19 protein-coding genes are annotated in these 22,704 nt (G+C 73.8%); 9 read left to right on the top strand and 10 right to left on the bottom strand.

Going from position 1 to position 22,704, the window contains the following annotated elements; genetic code table 11:
* Window positions 1-9: 9 nt before the first annotated feature.
* On the bottom strand, window positions 10-768 hold the full coding sequence (locus DFJ66_RS23215; RefSeq protein WP_121223746.1) for a DUF2470 domain-containing protein: 759 nt from the start codon (window positions 766-768) through the stop codon (window positions 10-12).
* Window positions 769-924: 156 nt separating this feature from the next.
* Between DFJ66_RS23215 and DFJ66_RS23210 the strand changes: the two genes are divergently transcribed.
* Together DFJ66_RS23210 and DFJ66_RS23205 are read left to right on the top strand one after the other, a co-directional pair.
* Complete coding sequence (locus DFJ66_RS23210; protein WP_246029871.1) at window positions 925-1,395, top strand: hypothetical protein; 471 nt, start codon at window positions 925-927, stop codon at window positions 1,393-1,395.
* Between the two features lie 231 nt (window positions 1,396-1,626).
* Entirely contained in the window at window positions 1,627-2,103 is a 477-nt protein-coding gene (locus tag DFJ66_RS23205; RefSeq protein WP_147459341.1) for a hypothetical protein, read from the top strand.
* A gap of 6 nt (window positions 2,104-2,109) precedes the next feature.
* On the opposite strand, the gene DFJ66_RS23200 is transcribed toward DFJ66_RS23205, so the two are convergent.
* The 6 genes from DFJ66_RS23200 to DFJ66_RS23175 all read right to left on the bottom strand — a co-directional run bounded on the left by DFJ66_RS23200 (window position 2,110) and on the right by DFJ66_RS23175 (window position 10,877).
* Complete coding sequence (locus DFJ66_RS23200; RefSeq protein WP_246029870.1) at window positions 2,110-3,555, bottom strand: VWA domain-containing protein; 1,446 nt, start codon at window positions 3,553-3,555, stop codon at window positions 2,110-2,112.
* Window positions 3,556-3,610: 55 nt separating this feature from the next.
* A complete protein-coding gene (locus tag DFJ66_RS23195; protein WP_147459340.1) occupies window positions 3,611-5,860 on the bottom strand; it encodes a DUF5682 family protein in 2,250 nt (749 codons plus the stop codon).
* A complete protein-coding gene (locus tag DFJ66_RS23190; protein WP_121223743.1) occupies window positions 5,860-6,942 on the bottom strand; it encodes an ATP-binding protein in 1,083 nt (360 codons plus the stop codon). The genes DFJ66_RS23195 and DFJ66_RS23190 overlap by 1 nt, the downstream gene beginning before the upstream one ends.
* Window positions 6,943-6,945: 3 nt before the next feature.
* The gene (locus DFJ66_RS23185; protein ID WP_121223742.1) at window positions 6,946-8,370 is read right to left on the bottom strand and encodes a DUF5691 domain-containing protein; all 1,425 of its coding nucleotides are present in this window, start codon (window positions 8,368-8,370) and stop codon (window positions 6,946-6,948) included.
* Window positions 8,367-9,632: an SWIM zinc finger family protein gene (locus tag DFJ66_RS23180; protein ID WP_121223741.1), complete on the bottom strand. Its 1,266-nt coding sequence runs from the start codon at window positions 9,630-9,632 to the stop codon at window positions 8,367-8,369. The genes DFJ66_RS23185 and DFJ66_RS23180 overlap by 4 nt, the downstream gene beginning before the upstream one ends.
* 69 nt (window positions 9,633-9,701) lie before the next feature.
* On the bottom strand, window positions 9,702-10,877 hold the full coding sequence (locus DFJ66_RS23175) for a homogentisate 1,2-dioxygenase (protein WP_121223740.1): 1,176 nt from the start codon (window positions 10,875-10,877) through the stop codon (window positions 9,702-9,704).
* A 69-nt stretch (window positions 10,878-10,946) separates the two neighbouring features.
* Between DFJ66_RS23175 and DFJ66_RS23170 the strand changes: the two genes are divergently transcribed.
* Genes DFJ66_RS23170 through DFJ66_RS23160 form a run of 3 tightly spaced genes read left to right on the top strand, consistent with a single transcriptional unit; the run spans window position 10,947 to window position 13,672 of the window.
* Window positions 10,947-11,813, top strand: a complete 867-nt coding sequence (locus DFJ66_RS23170; RefSeq protein ID WP_121223739.1) for a hypothetical protein — start codon at window positions 10,947-10,949, stop codon at window positions 11,811-11,813.
* Window positions 11,810-12,991, top strand: coding sequence for a fumarylacetoacetate hydrolase family protein (locus tag DFJ66_RS23165; protein ID WP_121223738.1), 1,182 nt, complete (start codon window positions 11,810-11,812; stop codon window positions 12,989-12,991). Before DFJ66_RS23170 ends, DFJ66_RS23165 begins: the two co-directional genes overlap by 4 nt.
* Window positions 12,992-13,000: 9 nt before the next feature.
* Entirely contained in the window at window positions 13,001-13,672 is a 672-nt protein-coding gene (locus DFJ66_RS23160; protein WP_121223737.1) for an IclR family transcriptional regulator, read from the top strand.
* Here the strand turns inward: DFJ66_RS23160 and DFJ66_RS23155 are convergent.
* Both DFJ66_RS23155 and DFJ66_RS23150 read right to left on the bottom strand, forming a co-directional pair.
* Window positions 13,669-14,403 carry an AEC family transporter gene (locus DFJ66_RS23155; protein WP_121223736.1) on the bottom strand — a complete coding sequence of 245 codons (735 nt, stop codon included), beginning with the start codon at window positions 14,401-14,403 and terminating at the stop codon, window positions 13,669-13,671. The two genes, DFJ66_RS23160 and DFJ66_RS23155, sit on opposite strands and share 4 nt — an antisense overlap.
* Before the next feature lie 29 nt (window positions 14,404-14,432).
* Window positions 14,433-15,026, bottom strand: a complete 594-nt coding sequence (locus DFJ66_RS23150; protein ID WP_121223735.1) for a TMEM165/GDT1 family protein — start codon at window positions 15,024-15,026, stop codon at window positions 14,433-14,435.
* A gap of 330 nt (window positions 15,027-15,356) precedes the next feature.
* On the opposite strand from DFJ66_RS23150, the gene DFJ66_RS23145 reads away from it, so the two are divergent.
* On the top strand, window positions 15,357-16,826 hold the full coding sequence (locus tag DFJ66_RS23145; protein WP_121231607.1) for a cytochrome ubiquinol oxidase subunit I: 1,470 nt from the start codon (window positions 15,357-15,359) through the stop codon (window positions 16,824-16,826).
* A 9-nt stretch (window positions 16,827-16,835) separates the two neighbouring features.
* Complete coding sequence (gene cydB / locus DFJ66_RS23140; protein WP_121223734.1) at window positions 16,836-17,840, top strand: cytochrome d ubiquinol oxidase subunit II; 1,005 nt, start codon at window positions 16,836-16,838, stop codon at window positions 17,838-17,840.
* Between the two features lie 33 nt (window positions 17,841-17,873).
* Here the strand turns inward: cydB and DFJ66_RS23135 are convergent, their stop codons facing one another.
* Window positions 17,874-18,305: a hypothetical protein gene (locus DFJ66_RS23135; protein ID WP_121223733.1), complete on the bottom strand. Its 432-nt coding sequence runs from the start codon at window positions 18,303-18,305 to the stop codon at window positions 17,874-17,876.
* 149 nt (window positions 18,306-18,454) lie between these two features.
* On the opposite strand from DFJ66_RS23135, the gene cydD reads away from it, so the two are divergent.
* Both cydD and DFJ66_RS23125 read left to right on the top strand, forming a co-directional pair.
* A complete protein-coding gene (cydD, locus tag DFJ66_RS23130) occupies window positions 18,455-21,589 on the top strand; it encodes a thiol reductant ABC exporter subunit CydD (protein WP_121223732.1) in 3,135 nt (1,044 codons plus the stop codon).
* A gap of 5 nt (window positions 21,590-21,594) precedes the next feature.
* A complete protein-coding gene (locus tag DFJ66_RS23125) occupies window positions 21,595-22,701 on the top strand; it encodes a GAF domain-containing sensor histidine kinase (RefSeq protein WP_397556242.1) in 1,107 nt (368 codons plus the stop codon).
* The last annotated feature ends 3 nt before the right edge of the window (window positions 22,702-22,704 follow it).

Genomic DNA, 22,704 nt, shown 5'->3' with positions numbered 1-22,704 from the left:
CCGCGCAGGTTAACGGCGCTGCGCCAGGAACGGGCAGCCCATCAGCCGGCGCAGCTCCACCGCCAGTTCGCCCGAGGTGGCCACCGGGCGGGAGAACGCGATCCGCACGTCGTGGTCGGAGTCGACGGTCTCCACCCGCAGCCGCAACCCGAACCGGTCCAGGCCCAGCGGCCGGACGTGCCCGCCGCGCAACTCCTCGGGCAGGTGCCGGCCGAGCAGGCCGACGACGTCCCGGTGCGACAGCTCCAGGTGTCGCAGCCAGTGGTCCTCCTGCTGGTGGAACGGATCGGGGTCGGCCTGCGCGAACAGCTCCGGGCGCAGCGAGGTGGTGCCCTCGGCGTCGGCCACGACCAGGCTCGCCGGGACCAGCCGCAGCACCGACGCGCCGTGCCCGACGTCGAGCAGGCGCGGGTCGGGGCGTTCCTCGGCGACCTCCAGGCACGCCGCGCGGGCATCGGACGGGTCCATCGTGCGCAACCAGCCGGTCACCCACAGCAGCCCGCGCACCGGTTCGCGCAGCGGCACGGCGGCGTGGTCGGCCAGCTCCAGCATCGCGGTGATCTCACCGCTCTCGGCGGCCTTGGTGAGCGGGTGGTCGTCCGGCAGCAGGATCGTCGCGTCACCGCACGCGTGCACGTGGTGCAGCAGCGGTGTCACGCGGTTCTCGGTGCCGTCCGAGGGCAGCAGCGCGGCGCGGCCACCCCGTGCGGCGATCGTCCGCGCGCGCTCCGCGGGGTGCGGCGCGGGCGGTCGGCGGTTGTCGGTCACCGTTCACCTCCCCAACTTAGGGCAGCCTAACTTGGAGTGACGGCTCCGGGGAAGTCCCACGAACGGATGTCCCGCTTCGTGGTTGCCCGCAGACGGGGAGTGGCCGGAGGTCGTAGCCTCGTCGGTCGTGGCCTGCGGCGGTGGCGGAGGTGGGCCGTGGTCGTGCCGAACAAGCCGTCCACCGAGGGGGCGGCGCTCGACGACGAGTGGACCCGGCACTGCCTGGAGATCGCGAGCCGGCGGGCGTTCGGCTGGGTCGTGTCGGGCGTGCTCGCCTTCGTCGGGCAGTTGCTGCTGGTGTTCCTGGCCCCCGTGCCGGACGTGCCGATGGTGTTGTTGGCTTTCTCGACGGTGGTGCTGTTAGCCGCGTTGCGCCGCAGACGCCCGGCCGCGCCCGTCCTGGCCCACCGCGAGTGGCGGTACGTGCGCGTCCACTGGCGGCACGGGCTGCTGGTCGTGCACGGCGAGCGCCCGATGGTCCTGGACATCAACGCCGGACCACTGGCCCGGGGCCGCATCAGCCGCCACCGCCGCGCCTGGCTGGTGGACCCGAACCGCGCCGGCCACACGGTGGTGACCTTCCGCGGCGTCCCCCGACTCTTCCCCGCCCAGGTCCGGCGGCGCTGACCCCGCCGGCCCAACCCCGCTGGCCCGACCTCGCCGGCCCGGCCCCGCTGGCCCGGCCCCGCCGGCCCGGCCCCGCCGGCCCGACCTCGCCGGTCCGGCCCCGCTGGCCCGATGCCGCCAGCCCGACCCCGCCGCCGGAGGAGTTGACCGGAGGAGTTGAGAGGAATCTCTCGCGGGTTTCGATGATCATTTGAGCGGCTATCCCGGCTGGAAGAGGCTATTTCTGGTTGTGTGGGAGCAGTGGTGGGCGAGGAGTGGACGCGGCGGTGCCTCGTGCGGGCCGACCGGCGCGCGGTCGGGTTCATCGGACTCGCGCTGCTCTCGTTCGCCGTCCTGTGGCTGGTGTCGGTGTGGATCGGCTCGAAGTGGGTGTTCGTGCTGATCCCGCTGTGCATCGAGTTCGCCGTGCCCGGCCTGCGCCACTTCGTGTGCCGGCGCAAGGTCCGGCGGCTGGCCGAGGACTACTCGTGGCACCCGGTGAGCGTGTCGTTCGTGCCCGGCCGGTCGCGGATCGGGCGGCAGGCGTACCTGGAGACCGAGGGCTCGGACCGGACCTTCCTGCGGCTGCCCGAGATGCCCGAACGCGCCCGCGAGGACGTCCGCCGCACCGGCAAGCTGTGGCTGGCCGGTCCCGACGACCGGGGCCGCACCGCCGTGCTCACGCCGGAAACCCCCTTCGTGACGCTGGGTCGGGTGGTGATCCGCTGACCGCGGTCAGCGGCCCACGGCGATGTCGTTGCGCTCCGCCCAGGCGGTGACGTCCTCCTTGCGCAGCGCGGTGGCCAGCAGGTCGGGGAAGCGGTCCGGGGTGCAGGCGAACGAAGGTGCGCCCAGCTCCGACAGCTTCGCCGCCAGCTCGTGGTCGTAGGCGGGCGTGCCGCTGTCGGACAGGGCCAGCAGCACGACCACCGTCACGCCGCTCTGCACCAGCTCGCGCACCCGGCGCTGGAGCTCCTGCGCCACACCGCCCTCGTACAGGTCGCTGATCAGGACGAGCACGGTGTCGGTCGGCCGCCGGACCAGCGACTGCCCGTGCGCGACCGCGCGGTTGATGTCCGTGCCGCCGCCGAGCTGGGTGGCGAACAGCAGGTCCACCGGGTCTTTGAGGTCGTCGGTCAGGTCGACGACCTCGGTGTCGAACACGACCAGCTTGGTGTCGACGGCCTTGAGCGACGCCAACGACGCCCCCATCACCGCCGAGTAGACCACCGACTCCGCCATCGACCCCGACTGGTCGACCAGCAGGATCACGTCCTTGAGCGACGCGGCCCGGCTGCGGCGCGTGTTGCCCTTCAGGTCCTGGACGACGACCGTGCGCTGGTCCGGTTGGTAGTGCTTGAGGTTCGCGCGGATCGTGCGGGCCCAGTCGACGTCGCTCAGCCGCGGGCGGTTGGTGCGCTTGGCGTGGTCGATGGCGCCGTGGACGGCGTTGAGCAGGCGTTCGGCCAGCCGGCGCTCGATGTCCTCGACCACCTTGCGCACGACCGCGCGGGCCGTGTCGCGGGTCTTCGCGGGGATCGCGCCGGACAGCGAGATCAGCGTGCCGACCAGGCTGACGTCCGGCTCGACGCTCTTCAGCAGCTCCGGTTCCAGCAGCAGCTGACGCAGGCCGAGGCGGTCGACGGCGTCCTTCTGCATGACCTGCACGACCGAGGTCGGGAAGTACGTGCGGATGTCGCCCAGCCAGCGGTGCAGGACCGGGGACGAGCCGCCGAGGCCGGCGCTGCGCTTGCCGTTGGTCTCGGGTGCGTCGGTCGGCGCCCCGCCGCCGTAGAGGCCGGTGAGCGCGGAGTCGCGGCGGCGATCGTCCTCGTCCAGCGCACCCAGGTCGCCGGCCGCGCCGCCGAGGAGGAGTCGCCAGCGGCGCAGGCGCTCGGTGTCACCCGGGCCGGTAGCTGCGGGGCCGGTGGCTGCGGGGCTCGGGCCGGGGCTGGTGGCTGTGTCGCCGGAACCGGGGCGGGCGGCTGTGTGGCCGGGGCCGGGGTGGGCGGCTGTGTGGCCGGGGCCGGGGTGGGCGGCTGTGTGGCCGGGGCCCGGGCCGGCGCCGGTGGTTGCGGGGCCGGTGGCCGCGGGGCTCGGGCCGGGGCCGGTGGCTGTGTGGCCGGAACCAGGGCCGGGGGCTGTGCGGGCGGGGGTTGTGTCTGGGGCGGCGTCTGTCATCGGGGGGTCGGCGCTCCTTGCCGGGGTGTGCCCTGCCGTTGCCCGCGCTCCTTGTTTACGGGACGCGCGAGTCGGCTGTTGGTCGCGGATCTTGTATGTCGCTCGATCGGGTGATGTTCGCGGGCGGGGTGGTGAGCAGGGCTCTGACGTGGGTGGTGAGGCGGGCGGCCAGGGGGGCGTCCCAGGTGGTGGCGCCGGCGGTCGTCCGGGTCGTGCCCTTCGCGCGGTCGCCGAGCATGCGGCGTTCCGCCGGGCTGAACTCGGTGACCGCTCGGCGCAGCAGGGGGAGTGCGGCTTCGAAGTCCGGGGCGGTGAGGTCAGTCAGCCAGTCGTCCACCACCGCGAAGAGGCGGGGGTCGGCGGTCAGGAGTGCCGCCGAGCCGCGGAGGAAGCCGGCCACGAAGGCGGTCGCGGCGGCGGCTTGGGTGGTGGCTCGGTGGAGTCTGGTCGCTACGGCGTCGGAGTCGAGCGCGCCGGACTCCCAGAGCAGGCGGGTCGCCCGGCCGGTGGGCAGGCCGTGCGCGTCCGGCATGGCGACCAGGGAGTGCAGGGCGTGCTGCCAGGTCCCCTTGTGGTCGTCGTCGGCGGCCAGGCGCACGGCGTCGTCGGCACCGTTGACGGCGGCCAGCGCGCGTTCGGCGGTGTCGTCGTCGATGCCCCGGCACGCCAGCGGCAGGCCGACGGAACCCCGGGTGAGCAGGCCGTGCAGGGCCACGCGCAGCAGGTCCGGGTCGGTGCCGCGGACCGAGCCGTAGCGGACCGTCGACGCCAGGTCCGGCAGGGCGGACAGGAGTTCGAGGGCGTCCGTCGCCGCGGCGGCACAGCGGTCGAGAGCCGTGCGGGACGCGGTGACCGACTCCGGGAGTTCGCAGTTCACCGCGCGGCTCAGGGCTTCCGCCGCCTCGACCACGCGGGCCGCGTTCGCGGCCTGGGTGAGCAGGACCTGGTTCGCCGCCGCCTCGACCGTGGTGCCGTGGCGGGCGGCCGTCGCCAGGGCGACCGCGAACTCGGGACGCCAGTGCAGCCGCCACGCCTCGGCGAACGTGCCGATGGTGCGGGTGGTGTCCGGGGTGCCCCACGGGACGTCGAGGACTTCCAGGCGGCGCAGGAGCTTCGAGCGTTCGCGGTCGGTGTCCTTGCGGAGGTCCAGGCGGATCTGCTTCGGCTCGGCGTTCAGCGGCAGGCGCAGGCGGCGGGTCAGCCGGTTCAGGTCGGCGGCCAGCGGGGACGTCGGGACGGACTCGCCCACCTCGCCCAGCCGCTCGCCGACCACCAGCCGGGTGTGGATCAACCGCAGCGGGGTGTCGTCGCCGTTGCACAGCACCGCCCGCGCGGCCTCCATCACCTCGGACAGCCCCGGCGACGGCCGCCCGCGCAACGCCGCCAACGTGTCCGCCAGCCGCACGGCCTCCACCGCGCTCGCGGTCGAGGCGGGCAGGTCCTCGCCGCGCAGCACGGTGCACGCCCGCGCGAACCACCGCGGCACCGCGTCCCCCGCCGGCGCGCACTCCCACAGGTGCGCGTACCAGCCGGGGGAGTCGACGCCGGCGCCGTAGCCGGACGCCGTGGCCAGCTTGCCGTGGCTCCACGGGACCCAGGTGCCGGAGACCTTGCGCCGGGGCAGGCCCTTGAGCAGGGCGTTGTCGGCCGACGCGGGCGGCAGCGAGCGAAGGGCCGGCACGTGCCACGCGCCGCACACCACGGCGATCGGCCCGTCGGTGTCCTTCAGCGCTTGCCGGAGGTTGCGGCGCATCGCGGCTTCGCGGCGGAGTGTGCGGTCGTCCACTTCGTCGGCGAACTCGTCGCGGAGGGCGGTCATCGCCTCCGCCACGGCCTCGGCGAGGTCGGCGGGATCGGTGTGGTGCTCGACCACGTCCTCCCACCACCGCTCGGGATCGTCGAAACCGGCGGCGGCGGCCAGCGTGCCCAGCGGGTCGAGGGACGCGCGGGTTCGGTCCTCTGCCTCGTCGGTGGGTGACTCGGCCAGGGAGGCGGCCGCGGGCAGGTCGAAGAAGCGCACGGGCACGTTCTCCGCGTCCGCCCACACCATCGCGCGCCACTCCGGCGAGAACTCCGCGAACGGCCAGAACGCCGCCCGCGCCGGGTCGGCCTCGTCGTGCAGCAACAGCGCCACCGGTGGCACCAGGTCCGGCACGTGCGGCAGCAGCGCGTCGCCCTCCGGCGGTCCCTCGATCAGCACGATCGACGGCCGCACGCGGTCCAGCGCCTCGGCGACCATGCGGGCCGAGCCGGGACCGTGGTGGCGGATGCCGAGCAGGGTCACCCGCTCCGGGAGATCGGCCATCACCACCCCTGGCACGCCCGGTAGAGGTCGCGCCAGTCCGCGCGTTCCTTCACGACCGCCTCCAGGTACTCCTGCCACGCGGCCGTGTCGGACACGCGGTCCTTCACCACCGCGCCCTGCAGGCCCGACGCCAGCTCGTCGGCGGTGATCGTGCCGTCGCCGAAGTGGCCGGCCAGCGCCATCCCGCTGGTCACCACGGAGATCGCCTCCGCCGTGGACAGGCTGCCGCTGGGCCGCTTGAGCTGGGTGCGACCGTCCACTGTGGACCCGTTGCGCAGTTCGCGGAAGATGCGCACCACCCGGCGCACCTCCTCCAGCGCCGGCGGCTCGGCGGGCAGCTCCAGCGCCCGGCCCAGCTCGGCGGCCCGGGACGCCACGATCCGCACCTCGTCGTCCTCGGTCGCGGGCGGCGGCAGCACCACCGTGTTGAACCGCCGGGCCAGCGCCGACGACATCTGGTTGACGCCCCGGTCCCGGTCGTTGGCCGTGGCGATCACCGTGAACCCGGGCACCGCCTGCACCTGCAGGCCCAGCTCCGGCACGGGCAGCGCCTTCTCCGACAGGATCGTGATGAACGAGTCCTGCACCTCCGCCGGCATCCGGGTCAGCTCCTCGACCCGCGCCACCGCCCCGGTCCGCATCGCCGTCAGCACCGGGCTGGGCACCAGCGCCGCCTCGCTGGGACCCTCCGCGATCAGCCGCGCGTAGTTCCAGCCGTAGCGGACCTGCTCCTCGCCGGTGCCCGCGGTGCCCTGCACGACCAGTGTCGAGTCGCCGCTGACCGCCGCCGCCAGGTGCTCGGACAGCCACGACTTCGCCGTCCCCGGCACACCGACCAGCAGCAGAGCGCGGTCGGTCACCAGGGTGCCCACGGCGATCTCCACCAGCCGCCGGTCGCCGACGTACTTGGGGGTGATCACGGTGCCGTCGGGCAGCGTGCCGCCCAGCACGTACCGGACCACGGCTTGCGGCGACAGCCGCCAGCGCGGCGGGCGCGGGCGGTCGTCCTGGCGGGCGAGGGCCGCGAGTTCGTCGGCGTACTGCCGCTCCGCGGCGGGGCGCAGCACGGTCTCGGTGGTCACGGCTCAAGGTCCTTCCGGTCGGGGGGTGAAGGCTTCGCGCAGCTGCACCCGCAGGCGGAGCACGTCGAGGTCCACGGTGCGCTCGGGCCACCGCTCGGTGATGCGGTCCCAGTTCGCGCCCAACACGCCGGCGTCGCCCCGGGCCAGCAGCACCGCCGGCGGCCGGCCCGCGCGCCACCGCGGGTCGCGCATCGACGCGTACCGGTCCAGCAGGGCGGCGGTGGCCTCCGGTGTCCACGGCGCGGGCAGCTGCGAGCACGCGTGGTCGAGCAGGTCGTAGTTCCAGTTCTTCGACACCTCGGCGACGGTGCGCGCCCCGAGGTCCGGCGGCAGGGTGGCCAGCATCTCCAGCTGCTCCATGCCGGTCAGCGCGCGGGTGGCCGCCACCGCCCACGGCCCGGCGTCCGCCGCCAGCCGCAGCCGCTGCGCCACGCCCCGCAGCAGCGCCGACGCCCACGGGCTGCGCTCCAGCTCGCGGGCCGCGCCCAGGTCGTCGGTGCCCAGCCGCTGCGTCCAGTGGCTCGGCGGGACGCTCGCCGCCGCACCCCGGATGCGGCCCGCGACACCCGTCTCCGACCCGTCGCGCAGCAGGTCCCGGGCCTCCTCGGGCTCGGGGTCCAGGACCGTCCACAGCTCGTCGCTCTGCACGTCGAAGCCGTCGGCGGTCAGCCACAAGCCCCGGTAGAGGCGTTCGGCGGCCCGCTGGGACAGCCGTGACGACGGCAGCGCCCGCAGCAGCTGCACGGCCTCGTCGTGGACGCCGACCGCGCGGTCGTCCAGCACCTCCTCCAGCAGCGGCTCGTCCTCCTCCGACAGCGCCGCGGCCAGCGCGCTGACCAGGACCTGCCGGTCGGTGGCCCGCCGCTGCACGGCCAACTGCTCGGCGATGAACGCGCGCGTGCCCGCCGGGTCGGTCCGCCGCGCCCGGCGCAGGGCGGTGAGCCGGCTCTGGCCGGGCAGGTCGAGCACGTCGGCCAGGTCGACCTCGGCCGGTGTGGCGTCCGTGGCCCACGACCAGGCCGGCCGCAGCCCCGCGAGCCACCGCCCGCGCGTGCCCAGCACCCTGGCCACCGCCTGCCGCAGTCCCGGGTGACCGGTGGCCATGGTGAGCAGCGCGGGCAGCTGCTTGGGCTCGGCGACGAACCCGCCCGCCGCCGCCAGGCCGCACCACTCGGTGAGCAGCACTTGGTCGTCCAACGCCACGACCTGCGCCAGCACGCCCCGCGCCGCCGGACCGGGCACCCGGTCGCTCGACGGTGGCGCGGGGGCCAGCGGCGGTGTGTCCACGGGCGGCGGGAGTTGTGCCCCGTGCGCGGCCAGGCCCAGCGCGGCGCACCGGTCCAGCAGCTCGGTGGGGCTGGTGTGGGCGCGGTGCGCGCCGACCAGCAGCGCCTGCACGGCCTCGTCCCACTCGGCTCGCGTGCTCATCCCAGCACCTCCGGCACCCCGCCGGGCTCCGCGACCGCGCCCAGGCGCACGTCCCGCCCGTTCCACAGCCCCCACGCGTCGAACGGCGCACCACCGGTGATCGCCGCCGCCTGCTCCAGAGCCAGATCACCGCGCACCGGCAGGCCGCGCCCCGAAGCGTCCACCACGTGCTTGAGGTCGGCGGTCAGCCGCACCCCGCCGCACGCGATGGCGTGCAGCCGCAGCCAGGGGTCGCCGAGCAACTCCGGTTCCAGGCCCGCCAACGCCTCCTGCCACGTCCCGACCACCGGCACCGGCGCAGGAGCACAAGGCTCCACCTCGCCCACGGACACCCGGTGCGGCGGCGACCCCGGGTACGGGTGCACGACCCCTTGCACCTCGACCCCGTGCGGCAGCGCGGGAACGGGCCGCGCGCCACCGGCCGCGTGCCGGATCGCGACCACCCACCCGTGCTCCCGGCCCCACAGCCACTGCCGGACCGTGCGCACCAGCCCGTCGTCGGACTCCAGCTTCAGCAGCGGCAGCCACCGGTCCGACCAGGCCGCGCCCGCCCGGACCTCCTCCTCGGCCACCGAGAACCCCAGCCGGCGGCGCACCACGTCCGACGGTGTCTCCGCCAGCCGCGCCAACAGGTGCAGGCCACCCAGCCGGTCGGCGGCGTCGTGCGCCCACGACGGCCCGCCGGCCGCCACCACGGACCGCAGCTCCTCCACGGCCGACGCCAACCCCTTGGCCTGCGCGTCGACCATCCGCGCCTGGATCGAGTGCCACCACGCGCCGTCCCGCGCGGGCAGGCCCGCGATGCCCGCGCCCGCCACGTCGGCCAGCCAGTCGGTCAGCCCCGCGACACCGCCGCGCACCGCCTCGGCCCGGTTGCGGGCCGTCTTCTCCTTCGCCCGCGCCCGCCGCTCGACCGCCTCGGGCGAGTCGTCCAGGACCCGGGTCGCCTTCTGCCGCCGGTCCAGCCACTCCACCACCCAGTCGGGTGGATCTCCGACCGGGAACGGCTCCCGCACGTCCCGCAGTTGCAGCGCCAGCGCGTGCTTGCACGGGAACTTCCGCGACGGGCACGAGCACTTCGACGCCCGGTCGCCCAGGTCGACGCAGACCCGGTACGGCGTCGCCCCGCTGCCCTTGCACAGCCCCCACAGCGCCTCGTCGCTGCGGCCGGTGCCCTGCCAGCCGGACGACCCCGCCAGCCGGGTGGCGCTGCTCGCCACCTGGCTGTCCGGGGCCAGTCCCAGCACCGCTTGTGCGTCCATGCCACGACGCTAGCGGCGAGCACCGACAAAAAGACGATCACCCGCGCGGAAGACCCGCGGCGAGGAACATCAGTCCAGGTCAGGACCCCGCTTGGCCCACGACCACGCGTACTTGCGGTCCTCGGACGCCAGCGCCGCCTCGCCCAGCTCCAGCGGCCGGAACGTGTCCACCATGACCGCGGTCTCGTCGAAGTACTCCGCGCCCAGCGACGCCTCCACCGCGCCCGGCTGCGGCCCGTGCGTGCAGCCCGACGGGTGCAGAGACAGCGACCCGATGCCGATGCCCGAGCCCTTCCGCGCCTCGTAGTTGCCGCCCACGTAGAACATCAGCTCGTCGGAGTCGACGTTGGCGTGGTTGTAGGGCACCGGGATCGACAGCGGGTGGTAGTCGACCTTGCGCGGCATGAACGAGCACACCACGAAGTTGGGCCCCTCGAACGTCTGGTGCACGGGCGGCGGCTGGTGCACGCGGCCGGTGATCGGCTCGAAGTCGCGGATGTTGAACACCCACGGGTACAGGCAGCCGTCCCACCCGACGACGTCGAACGGGTGGTTGGCGTAGGTGAACCGGGTGAGGCCGGCGCGGTGGCGCACCAGGACCTCGACGTCCTCGCCGTCCACCAGCAGCGGCTCGGCCGGCCCGCGGATGTCCCGCTCGCAGTACGGCGAGTGCTCCAGGAACTGGCCCTTGGCCGACAGGTACCGGCGCGGCGGCCCGATGTGGCCCTTGGCCTCCAGCACCAGGATGTTCATGGGCTGGGACGGTACGACCCGGTAGGTGCAGGACGTCGGCAGCACCACGTAGTCGCCCTCGGCGACCGGCAGCGCGCCGTAGATCGTCTCCACGACCCCCTCGCCGGTCTGCACGTACAGCAGCTCGTCGCCCGCCGCGTTGCGGTACAGGGGGCTGGGGGTGGTGGCGCGGACGAACCCGATCGTCACGTCCTGGTTGCCGAACAGCCGCCGCCGCCCGGTGACCGCGTCCACGTCGTCGGACCAGGTCAGGTCCTGCGTCTTGAAGGCGCGGGGCTTGAGCGGGAGGTTCGGCTCCAGCGCGCCCCGGTCGTCGGCGACGGTCTCCGCGTTCACGATCGCGGTCGGCAGGTGGCGGTGGTAGAGCAGGGCGGAGTCGGCCGAAAAGCCCTCCACGCCCATGAGCTCTTCCGCGTACAGGCCGCCGTCCGGTGTGCGGAACTGCGTGTGGCGCTTTCGGGGGATCTCCCCGACTTGGCGGTAGTACGCCATCGTTCTCTCCGGGCGTTCGATAAACGGACATCTTTGTTCATTGACCGGTACGCCACTAGCGTGTCAGCCGTGTCAAGCGCCTTCGAACTCCGTGCGCCCGGTCCACGCGGCACTCCGCCCCTGCTCGCGCGGCTAGTCGACGACGCCGCGCTCTTCCCGCCGGGCAACGCGACCATGCCCGACGCGGTCCGCGGCCACCTCGACGCGAGGGCCGGCGAGTGGGCCGGCGCGGTGGGGCTGTTCCTGTGTCCCGCATCACGTCTGGCCGAGCTGATCACCGAGTTGATCAAGGTCAAGCCGGTGCAGCCGATCGCCCTGTCCCTCGTGATCGACACCGGTCTGGGCGGCGTGCCCAAGGCGGTCTCGATCGTGGAGTCGCGCAGCGAGCTGCTCGCACTGCGCATGGTCGAGATGCCCGCCCCGTCCGACGTGGACGAGGTGTGGCTGGAGCGCGTCTCGGAGTTCGTGCCCGAGGACGTGATCCGGGTCGTCGAGCCCCGCCGGGGCGGCGCGGAGTGGCTCGACGGCGTCCGCCGGGTCATCGAGCACGGCAGCTGGCCCAAGCTGCGCTGCGGCGGCCTGAGCAAGGAGAACTTCCCCAGCGTGGACGAGGTCGCCGACTTCCTGTCGGTGGTCTCCTCCGGCGGGGTCGCGTTCAAGGCGACCGCGGGCCTGCACCACGCCGTCCGCTACACCGACAGCGAGACCGGGTTCACCCACCACGGTTTCCTCAACCTGCTGGTCGCCACCGCGCGCGCCCTGTCCGGCGGCGACGTGCGGGCCGCGCTGGCCTCCTCCGACGCGCAGGCGCTGGCCGAGGAGGCGGCCGGGCTGTCCGACCAGGCCGCCCACGCCGTGCGCGGGGTGTTCGCCTCCTACGGCTCGTGCTCCCTGGACGAGCCCGTCACCGACCTGGAAGAGCTGGGCCTGCTGTGAGCTGGATCGAGGACCCGGCGTTCACGTCGGACGCGCCCTTCGGGCCGCAGACCCTGCCCTACGGCGTCGTGGCGGGCGGCATCGCCGTGCGCGTCGGCGACCGGGCACTGCTGCTGCGACCCCTGGCGGACCACTTCGGCGAGCGCCTGGCGCCGCTGGTGTCCGCGTCGAACCTCAACCCGCTGCTGGCCGCCGGACGGCCGGTGTGGAGCGAGCTGCGCGCGAAGCTGGTCGAGCTGGTCACCGCCACCTCGGCCCCGCGCGGCGCGGAGCTGGTGGACGTCGAGGGCGCGGTGCTGCCGTTCGAGGTCGCCGACTACGTGGACTTCTACTCGTCGCGGCACCACGCGGAGAACGTCGGCCGGATCTTCCGCCCCGACGGCGACCCGCTGCTGCCCAACTGGACCCACATCCCGATCGGCTACCACGGCCGCGCGGGCACGGTGGTCGTCTCCGGGACGCCGGTCGTGCGGCCGGAGGGCCAGCGCAGGTCGTCGGACGGGCCGGTGTTCGGGCCCAGCCGCCGGTTGGACATCGAGGCCGAGGTGGGCTTCGTGTGCGGCGGTCCGGTGGCCTCGCGGCTGTCGCCCGCGGCGGCGGTGGACCACGTGTTCGGCGTGACCCTGGTCAACGACTGGAGCGCGCGGGACGTCCAGGCCTGGGAGTACCAGCCGCTGGGGCCGTTCCTGGGCAAGTCGTTCGCCACCTCCGTGGGCGCGTGGATCACGCCGCTGGAGGCGTTCTCCACGGCCCGCGTCACCCCGCCCCCGCTGGGCAACGACGTGCTGCCGTACCTGGTCGAGGAACGGCCGTGGGGCCTGGACATCCGCATCGAGGTCGAGTGGAACGGCGTGCTGGTGTCACGCCCGCCGTTCCGGACGATGTCGTGGACGTTCGCCCAGCAACTCGCGCACCTCTCGTCCAACGGCGCTACCGTCAGGCCGGGTGACCTGATCGCGTCCGGCACCGTGTCCGGCCCCGAGCGCGACCAGCGCGGCTCGTTCCTGGAGCTGAGCTGGGGCGGGCAGGAGCCGATCGCGGTCGGGGACACCGAGCGCACGTTCCTGGAGGACGGCGACACGGTGCGGATCACCGCGACGGCCCCCGGCGCGAACGGGTCGGTGGTGGGCCTGTCCGAGGTGGTCGGCACCATCTCGCCCGCGGTATCGGAAGGGTAGGGACCGCTGGTGGCCAGACCTGACCCGCGCGGCAAGCTGCCGCTGCCCGCCGGGTCCAAGGAGAGCTCGCTGACCCTGGAGCGGGGCCTGGCCCTGCTCCAGGCGGTGGCGGACGCCGAGTCGGAGGCCCCGTCGATCAGCGAGCTGGCCGCCGCCATCGGCGCCTCCCGCGCGGCGGTGTACCGGCTGCTGGTGCCGCTGCAGTCGCGCGGGCTGGTGCGTCGGGAGGGCTCGAAGGTCCGGCTGGGGCTGGGCGTGCTGCGCCTGGCGTCCAACGTCCTGCCCCAGCTCCGCCTCGCCGCCCAACCGGCCTTGCGGACCCTGGCCGAGCAGGTCGGCGCGACCGCGCACCTGACCGTGGCCGACGGGACCGAGGCGCAGGCCGTGGCCGTGGTGGAACCGTCCTGGACGGCCTACCACGTGGCGTACCGGGTGGGGTCGCGCCACCCGGTCCACCGGGGCGCGGCGGGCAAGGCCATCGGCCTGTCCCCGGAGGGCCGGCAGTGGGTCCACTCGACGGGCGAGCTGCAACCGGGCGCGTTCGGCGTGGCGGCACCCGTGCGCGGCGTGCCCGGACTGCGGGCCAGCGTGGGCGTGGTGGCCCTGGAGAAGCTGGACGGCGACGTGGTGGGCCCCCACGTGGTCCGCGCCGCCCAGGAGGTCGCCGACGCCCTGCGCTAGGCGAGCGGTCCGGTGCGCCAGCGGTAGCCGTCGCGGCGCAGCCGGACGTACTCGGCGAGCGCGAGGGCCAGGGTCGTGGCGAGACCGCCGAAGGTCAGGAACAGCCACAGGTCCCGGTCGACGCCCTTGGTGTCGTTCTCCACCAGCGTGACGACGGTGAAGGTGGTGACCACGACCGCCGTGACGGTCGGGGCGAGCAGCGGGTGGAACTCGCCGCTCCAGCAGCTCGTGCGGCTGGCCCAGAACGCCGTGCAGCCCAGGTACACCGCGACCCAAAGGCCATAGCCCAGGATGAACAGCCCGAGCGGCAGTTTCAGCACGCCGAGGCTGTCGACGACCGAGTCCACCCAGTCCCGCGGGATGGTGCCGGTGGCCACGAGGATGATCGGCGCCATCAGCCCGTACGCGGTCACCGCGAGCAGGACCAGCTTTCGCGCCACGGGCCACAGCGTGAACGCCCGCCTGCGAGGTCGCTCGGTCAGCAGGTACACGACCAGCATCGACACCGGTACCAGGAAGAACGCGAGCACGACGTTCTTTGACGCCTTCTGCCAGGCTTCCTCTTCCAGCGCCTGCCAGAAGGTGCGGTCGCCCGCGCCCAGGACCACCACCGTCACCAGACCCAGCAGCGACCGCCACCAGGTCAGCCGCTGGAGGAGCCGGTCTCGCCGGGACGGGTCCCCCTCAGGCCGGAACAGGCGCTCGGCGACCTCCCACGGCTTCCACTGCACAGCACTCGACTATGGCAGCGGCGACGGGATCAGGCGATCGTCTGCCAGAGTGCCAATGCGGCGAACACCGCGAAGATCGCCCCGCTCACCCGTTGGATCAGGTGCGTCGGGATGCGCGCGGCGATCTTGCGGCCCACCAGCACCGCGATGCCGGCCACCGTCACCAGCGCCAGGAACGCGCCCAGTCCCACGAACACCGGCGTCCCGTACCGGGCGGCCAACGCGGCGGTGCCCAGTTGGGACGCGTCCCCCCACTCGGCCGCGAACAGCACGCCGAAGGAAGTGAGCGCTGCTCGGGTGAAGGAGACCGCGGGAGCCGAAGTAGAGCCGTCTGCGGAGTCGTCGTCCTGCGCGAAGCTCTCCTTGAGCAGCAGGAAAGCCCCCACGCCGAACAGCGCCGCCACGATCCCTGCCACCACGCGGTCCGGGAGCAGGGTCAGCACCCCGCCGAACGTCGCCGCCACCACGCACTGGACGGCGAACGCGGCCGTCACGCCGACGAACACCGGCAGCGCCCGGTAGCGGGTGGTGAGGACGAGGGTTGCGACCATGGTCTTGTCCGGCAGTTCGGCCAGGAAGATGATGCCGAACGCCGTTGCCAGGGCGATGAGTTCCGGTGCCACGAGTTACCTCCACGTCCGTGAACCCGGACGGAGGCAGCACGACCCCGACCGGGCGTGTTGCGACTGCCCGGCCGGAGGTCTCGTTCGCCCGTTCACGAGAACGGGTGAGGGACCGGATCCGCTCGAAGGCGGGATCAGTGTGTCGATCACCTCGCCGTGCACCGCGCGGGCGGTCCACGGGAACTACTCCCCTCTGGCGGAACCTATCCTAGGTGACGCATATGCGCAGGTCGACGTGATGCCGGACGCACCGGGGAGGACCTTGGTCCCGGGCCGGACGGGACCGTCGTACCTGAGCGGGACCACCGCCGCGGTCTTACCGTCGTGGCCGTGGACGTACTCGACCTGGCGCGGTGGCAGTTCGGCATCACCACCGTCTACCACTTCCTGATGGTGCCGCTGACGATCGGCCTGTCGCTGCTGGTCGCCGGGATGCAGACGGCGTGGGTCCGCACGGGGGACCGCAAGTACTACGCCATGACCAAGTTCTGGGGCAAGCTGCTGCTGATCAACTTCGCCATGGGCGTGGTGACCGGCATCGTGCAGGAGTTCCAGTTCGGCATGACCTGGAGCGCCTACTCGCGGTTCGTCGGCGACGTGTTCGGTGCGCCGCTGGCGATGGAGGGCCTGGTCGCGTTCTTCGTGGAGTCGACGTTCCTCGGCCTGTGGATCTTCGGCTGGGACCGGCTGCCGAAGAAGGTCCACCTCGCCTGCGCCTGGGCGTTCTCGACCGCCACCATGGCCTCGGCGTACTTCATCCTGGCCGCGAACTCGTGGATGCAGCACCCGGTGGGCGTCGAGCTGGTCGACGGCCGCCCGCGGCTGACGTCGATCTGGGCGGTGCTGGGCAACAACACCGTGCTGGCCGCGTTCCCGCACACGATCTTCGGCGCGTTCGCCGTGGCCGGGGCGTTCCTGGTCGGCATCGCCGCCTGGCACCTGTGGAAGCGCTCGGACGACGGCCCGGTGTGGCGGTCGTCGGTCAAGCTCGGCACGTGGGTCGGCGTTGTCGCGTTCACGGGGCTGCTGATCAGCGGCGACTTCCAGGGCAAGCTGATGTTCGAGCAGCAGCCGATGAAGATGGCCGCGGCCGAGGCGCTGTGCCACACCGAGGAGCCCGCCGCGTTCTCGGTCTTCGCGGTCGGGGACGTGTCGCGGCCGGACTGCGAGAGCGTCAAGAGCATCACCGTGCCGGCGCTGCTGTCGTTCCTGGCGCACAACGACTTCAGCTCGCAGGTCAAGGGCATCCAGGACCTGGTGCCCGAGTACCAGGCCAAGTACGGCACGAACTACCCGGTGGACGAGCGGCTGGGCGAGCTGTCGGGCAAGCCCATCGACTACGTGCCGCTGCTGCCGGTCACCTACTGGGGCTTCCGGCTGATGATCGGCTTCGGCGCGATCGCGGCCGGCGTGGGCCTGCTGGTGCTGTGGCTGATCCGGGGCGGGCGGGTGCCGACCGGGCGGTGGTTCCGCCTGCTGGCGCTGGGCAGCATCGCGACCCCGTTCCTGGGCAACAGCTTCGGCTGGGTCTTCACCGAGATGGGGCGGCAGCCCTTCGTCGTGGTGCCGAACCCGACGGGCGTGGACGGGGTGTGGATGTTCACCGCGCGCGCCGTGTCGAACTCGACGCCGGGCGAGGTGCTGACGTCGTTGATCGCCTTGACGCTCGTCTACGGGGTGCTCGCGTGCGTCGAGGTGTTCCTGGTCCGGCGGTACGTCCGCGGCGGTGTCGCGGGCGTGCTGCCGGACCACAACAAGACCGAACGCAAAGACGACGACGTCCTGTCGTTCGCGTACTGAGGGGTTGTCGTGGAGACGTTCTGGTTCTGCGTGATCGCCCTGCTGTGGCTGGGCTACCTGTTCCTGGAGGGCTTCGACTTCGGCGTCGGCATGCTGCTGCCGGTGCTGGGCCGCGACGAGACCGAGCGCCGGGTGCTGATCAACACGATCGGGCCGGTGTGGGACGGCAACGAGGTGTGGCTGCTGGTGGCGGGCGGCGCGACGTTCGCCGCGTTCCCCGGCTGGTACGCCTCGCTGTTCAGCTCGGCCTACCTGCCGCTGGTGCTGTTCCTGCTGGCCCTGATCGGGCGCGGGGTGGCCTTCGAGTACCGCGGCAAGGTGGACTCGGCCCGCTGGCGGCGGGTGTGGGACGCGGTGATCTTCGTCGGCTCGTGGGTGGCGACGCTCGGGGTCGGGTTGGTGTTGACGGCCAACGTGTTCGGGCTGCCGTTGGACGCCAACGGTGACCGGGTGGGCTCGCCGTTCGCCGCGGTGACGCTGGAGTCGCTGTTGGGCGCGCTGGCGATCGCCGGGTACGCGTTGGTGCACGGCGCGGTGTTCCTGTCGCTGAAGACCGAGGGCGAGGTGCGGGAACGTGCCCGTGCGGTGGCGTTGCGCATCGCACCGTTCGCGTTGCTGCCGCTGGTCGTGCTGCTGCTGTTGGTGCAGCTGCGGTTCGGGACCGTGTGGACGTACGCGGCGGCGATCGGTGTCGCGTTGGCGGCTTTCGGTGCTCTGGCGCGGTTGGCGCTGCGGCGTGAGGGACAGGCGTTCGCGTTGATGGGTGTGGCCGTGGCGTGTGCGGTGGTGGCGCTCTTCGGTGCGCTGTACCCGAACGTGCTGCCGTCGACTTTGGACCCCGCGTACTCGCTGACGGTGGAGAACGCCGCGTCGAGCCCGTACACGTTGACGGTGATGACGTGGGTGGCGGCGTTCGGGACGCCCGCGGTGCTCGTGTACCAGGGATGGACGTACTGGGTGTTCCGCAAGCGCATCGGTACGCGGCACATCCCGCAGGTGCACGTGCCGCAGTAAGGAGTGCCGCGGTAAGGAGTGCCGCAGTAAGGGTCAGTAGTCCAGCTCGAAGTCGCGGTGGTCGTCGGGGTCGACCACCGCGTCGAGCTTGTTCCCGGCCCGCAGGCTGGGGTGGTACGGGGCGTCGTGCTCGGTGATGAACTCGGGCACGTCCGGACCCTTGATCAGGAGCCGGACGCGGACCGTGGAGTCCTCGCTGATCGGCTCGTGGGTCAGGACGTGGGCGGTCGCGGGCAGGCCGACCTCGTCCAGGCGCAGCAGCCGCCGCTTGGCCCGCCCGGTCCCGCGCCACACGCCGATGCCCAGCGGCAGCAGGAGCGCGGTGAGCACGATGCCGAGGGTGCCCCCGCCGTTGGCCGCGTAGACGATCGGTCCGGCGACCATCAACGCCACGGCGAACAGGTGCAGGAAGACGTTGTTGCCCCGGTTGGCCCCGTGCACCACGACGAACCCGCTCTCCGCCATTCCAGCACCTTAAGCGGGTTCCGGGCGCCGTGGGCGGGGTTGGCGCGAGGTGCGGCCGGACGGAGGACGCCGGCGGGGGACCTAGGTCCTGCCCGCGAGGGGACCCTCGTACCTGAGCGGGATGCGGCCCGGGGACCTACGGTCGTGGTGTGGACGTCCCCGGAACCCCTTCCGCCAAGAAGCCGGGGAGGGGTCCGCTCGGCGCGCTACCCGCCCTTTCGCCTTCGGCGCGCCGAGCGCTGACCCTCTGCGGCGTGCTGGCCGCGCTCTCCGCCGCCGCGCTGGTCTTCCAGGCCGTGACGCTCGCGTCCGCGCTGGTCGAGGGCGGGTCGTTGGGGCTGCTGGCGGGTGCGGTGGTGGCGCGGGCCGGGCTGGCGTGGGCCACCGAGACGGTTGCCGCGCGGGCGGCGGCGGGTGCCAAGGAGGAGCTGCGGGCCGCCGTGCTGGACCGGGCGCTGGGCATGGGACCGGCGTGGATCGTGTCGCGCGGGCCGGCGGAGCTGGCGGTGCTCGCGACCAAGGGCCTGGACGCGCTGGACGCCTACTTCACCAAGTACCTCCCCGCGCTGGTGACGACGGCCGTGGTGCCGGTGCTGGTGGGGGCGTGGATCTTCTGGACCGACCCGACGTCGGCGGTGCTGGTCGCGGTGACGCTGCCGCTGATCCCGGTGTTCGCGATCCTGATCGGCAAGTTCACCTCGGCCCGGGTGGCGGCCGCCGCGTCGGCGCTGGAGCGGCTGTCGGGGCGGTTGGCGGAGCTGGTGCGGGCGCTGCCGGTGCTCACGGCGTTCGGGCGGGCGTCGGCGCAGGCGCGGGCGGTCGCGGACGTCGGTGCCCGGTACCGGAAGGCGACCATGGGGACGCTGCGGGTGGCGTTCCTGTCGGCGCTGGTGCTGGAGGTGGCGGCGTCGCTGTCGGTGGCGCTGATCGCGGTGGGCATCGGGCTGCGGCTGGTGTCGGGGGAGTTGACGCTGGTCACCGGGCTGGTGGTGCTGATCCTCGCGCCCGAGTGCTACCTGCCGCTGCGGGCGGCGGGCGCGGCGCACCACGCGTCGGAGGACGGCGTGGAGGCGGTGCGCCGGGTCGCGGAGATCCCGGAGCCGCGGCGGTCGGGCGGGTCGGTCACGTCGGCGGCGCGGGTCGGCGCGCCTGCCGCGCGGTCGGGTGGGTCGGCGCGCGGGGTGGCGATCGACGGGCGGCCGGTGGGTGTCCAGGTGCGCAACCTGCGGGTGCGGCGGCGGGACCGGTTCGCGCCGGACGGGACCAGCCTCGTGGTGTGGCCCGGCGAAGTGCACCGCCTCGACGCGCCCAGCGGTGCCGGCAAGTCGACCCTCTTCGACGTGCTCCTCGGCTACGTCGAACCGGACGGCGGCGAGGTCGTCGTGGACCGGGACGCCATCGCCTGGGTGCCGCAGCGACCCGCGTTCGCCGGCCGGACGGTCGCCGACGAACTGGAGCTGACCACCGGCCGCGTGGACCGCGAGGTGCTGGCGTCGGTCGCCGCCGACCACCTGGTGGACCGGCGGATCGCCGACCTGTCCACCGGTGAGCGGCAGCGGGTCGCCATCGCCCGCGCGCTGACCCGCGTGAAGGACGGCGCGACGGTCCTCCTGCTGGACGAGCCCACGGCCCACCTCGACCCGGCGACGGCGGCCCTGGTGATGACCGCCGTGCAGGACGCCGCCGACGCCGGCGCGGCCGTCCTCCTGGCCACCCACAGGACTGTCGAAGGAGCGGACAGCCTGCAAGCGGCGGTGGCCGTGGACCACGAGGTCGGCCGGGCGGCGACGCCGAGGACGCCCCGGCCGACCGGGCGGGTGCTGGCCGGGGCGGCGCTGGGGATCGCCGCCTCGGCCAGCGGGGTCGCGCTGACCGCCGTGGCCGCGTACCTGATCGCCAAGGCCGCCACCCAGCCGCCGATCCTGACGCTGTCGGTGCTGGTCGTGGGCGTGCGAACGTTTGCGCTCTCGAAGGGCGTCCTGCGCTACCTGGAACGGCTGGTGTCGCACGACGCCGCCTTCCGGTTCGCCGAGGACCTCCGCGTCCGGTTGTGGCGGTCGCTGCGCCCGGGGCGCGCCGAGCTGACCCGGCTGGTGGACGACGTCGACACCGTCCGCGACCTGGTGCCCCGCGTGCTCCAACCGCCGCTGGTGGCCGCCGGGGTCGGGCTGGCCACGACCGTCCTGTTCGCGCTGCTCGACCCGTGGGCCGGGGTCGTGGTCGGGCTCGCGGTCCTGGTCGGCGGGACGGTTCCGCCGCTGGTCGCGGTGCTGGCCGAACGCCGGGCGAGCACCGTGCTGGCGCGCGGTCGCCGACAGGTGTCCGAAGAGGTGCTGACCCTGCTGACCGCCGCACCCGACCTGATCGCGTTCGGGGCGGACCGGGAGGTGCGGGCGCGGCTGGCCGCGCACGACGCCGAACTGGCCCGGCTGGCGCGGCGGCAGGCGTGGGGCGCGGGCGCGGCGACCGGGCTCGTCCACCTCGTGCTCGGCGGCGCGGTGGTGGCGTGCACGGCGATCGCGGCCGGCGTCGACCCGCTGCTCGCGCCCCTGCTGGGCCTGGTGCCGCTGGCCCTGGCCGAGGTGTTGGGCGCGTTGCCGGCGGCTGCCCAGCACCGGCAGGCGTTGCGCGAGGCGTACGGGCGGATCGTCGAGCAGTCGAACGACCTCCCGGCGGTCGGGCACGCCGATGGGGTGATCCTGGACGGCGTCACCGCGCGGTGGCCGGGTGCGACCCGACCCGTGCTGGAGGACGTGCGCCTGGAGGTGCCCGCCGGGGCGAAGGTGGCCGTCGTGGGACCGTCGGGCGCGGGCAAGTCGACGCTGTTCGCGCTGCTCCTGGGGTTCGTGGCGCCGAGCGCGGGCACCGTCCGGCGACCGGCGCGGGTCGCGTGGTGCCCGCAGGAGCCGATGCTCGTGTCCACGACCCTGCGCGAGAACCTGCGCATCGGCGACCCGGCCGCCGACGACACCCGCCTGCGGGCGGCGCTCGCCTCGGTCGGGCTCGACCTGGACCTCGACACCGTCGTCGGCCCGACCCTGCTGTCCGGCGGCGAGGCACAACGCGTGGCCCTCGCCCGCGCCCTACTGCACGACGCCGACGTCCTGCTCCTGGACGAACCCACCGCCCACCTCGACGAGGACTCGGCCCGCCGGCTGCTGGACCTGGTGGACGGGCTGGACGTGACCGTCGTGCACATCACCCACCGGCCCGACGAGGCGCGGCGCGCCGACGTGGTGTGGGAGGTGTCCCGGGGCGCAGTCGCGGTCGGGGCCTACCGTTGACCGCCGTGGACCCCGCCCTGGTGCTCGCCGCGTCGACCGAGATCACCTCCGCCGCCCTCGCCGGCGACGACCCGGACGCCGTGCTGCCGCTCGTCGTGCGCCGCGCCGCCGAGCTGGCCGAGGCGGACCTGGGCCTGGCCATGGCCACCGGGGACGACGGGAGCCTCACCGTGGAGGCGTCCTCCGGCGACGTCGACCCGGTCGGCATCGTGCTGTCCCACCGCTCGTCCGCCGCACGTGCCGCGCGGACCGGCGTGGCCGTGGTCGCCGACGACTTCACCACCGACCCCCGCACGGCACCGTTCGTGCCGCAGTCGCTGCGCGGGTACGGGCCGTTCGCCGTGGCGCCGTTCGGGACGCGGGAACGCAAGATCGGCGCTCTGGCCGTGTACCGCCGCAAGGGCGCGCCGCCGTTCAGCACCGACACCGTCGACGTGCTGACCGCCTTCGCCGCCCAAGCCGGGCTCGCGGTCGTGCTGGCCGAGGGTTCGACGGCCCGGCAGCGGATCGCGGTGTACCAGGAGCGCGAACGCATCGCGCGCGACCTGCACGACGTGATCATCCAGCGCCTGTACGCGACCGGCGTCCAACTCGAACTGCTCAACCGCCGCCTGAAGCTGGACGGGCGGGAGGCCAAGCGCCTGGCCGACTGCGTGGACCAGCTCGACCAGACCATGGCCGAGGTCCGCGCCACCGTCCGCGCGTTGCGCAGCGCCGACCCCGGCAAGCCCGGCGACGCCGACCTGCGCGCTTCGGTGCTGGCCGAGGCGAGGACCGCGGGCGAGCTGCTGGGCTTCGAGCCGGAGGTGCGGGTGGACGGGGACCTGACCGACGTGCCCGCGGCGTTGGCCGACCACGCCCGCGCGGCCCTGCGCGAGGCCTTGTCCAACGTGGTGCGCCACTCGGGCGCCGGCCGGGTGGAGATCACCCTGGTCCGAGACCCCTCGACCCTCGAACTGCGGGTGTCCGACGACGGGTGCGGCATCCCGCGCGGCGTGGCCCGGCGCGGTCTGCGGCACCTGGAGGAGCGGGCGTTGGCGGCGGGCGGCGGCTGCGAGGTCACCTCGTCCCCCCGCACCGGCACCACCATCACCTGGCACGTGCCGCTCTAGGCG

The organism is Saccharothrix variisporea, assembly GCF_003634995.1.
In the GTDB taxonomy this organism is placed as follows: domain Bacteria; phylum Actinomycetota; class Actinomycetes; order Mycobacteriales; family Pseudonocardiaceae; genus Actinosynnema; species Actinosynnema variisporeum.
The sequence above is the reverse complement of the archived record's forward strand: the minus strand, read 5'-3'. Positions and strand labels throughout refer to the sequence as shown.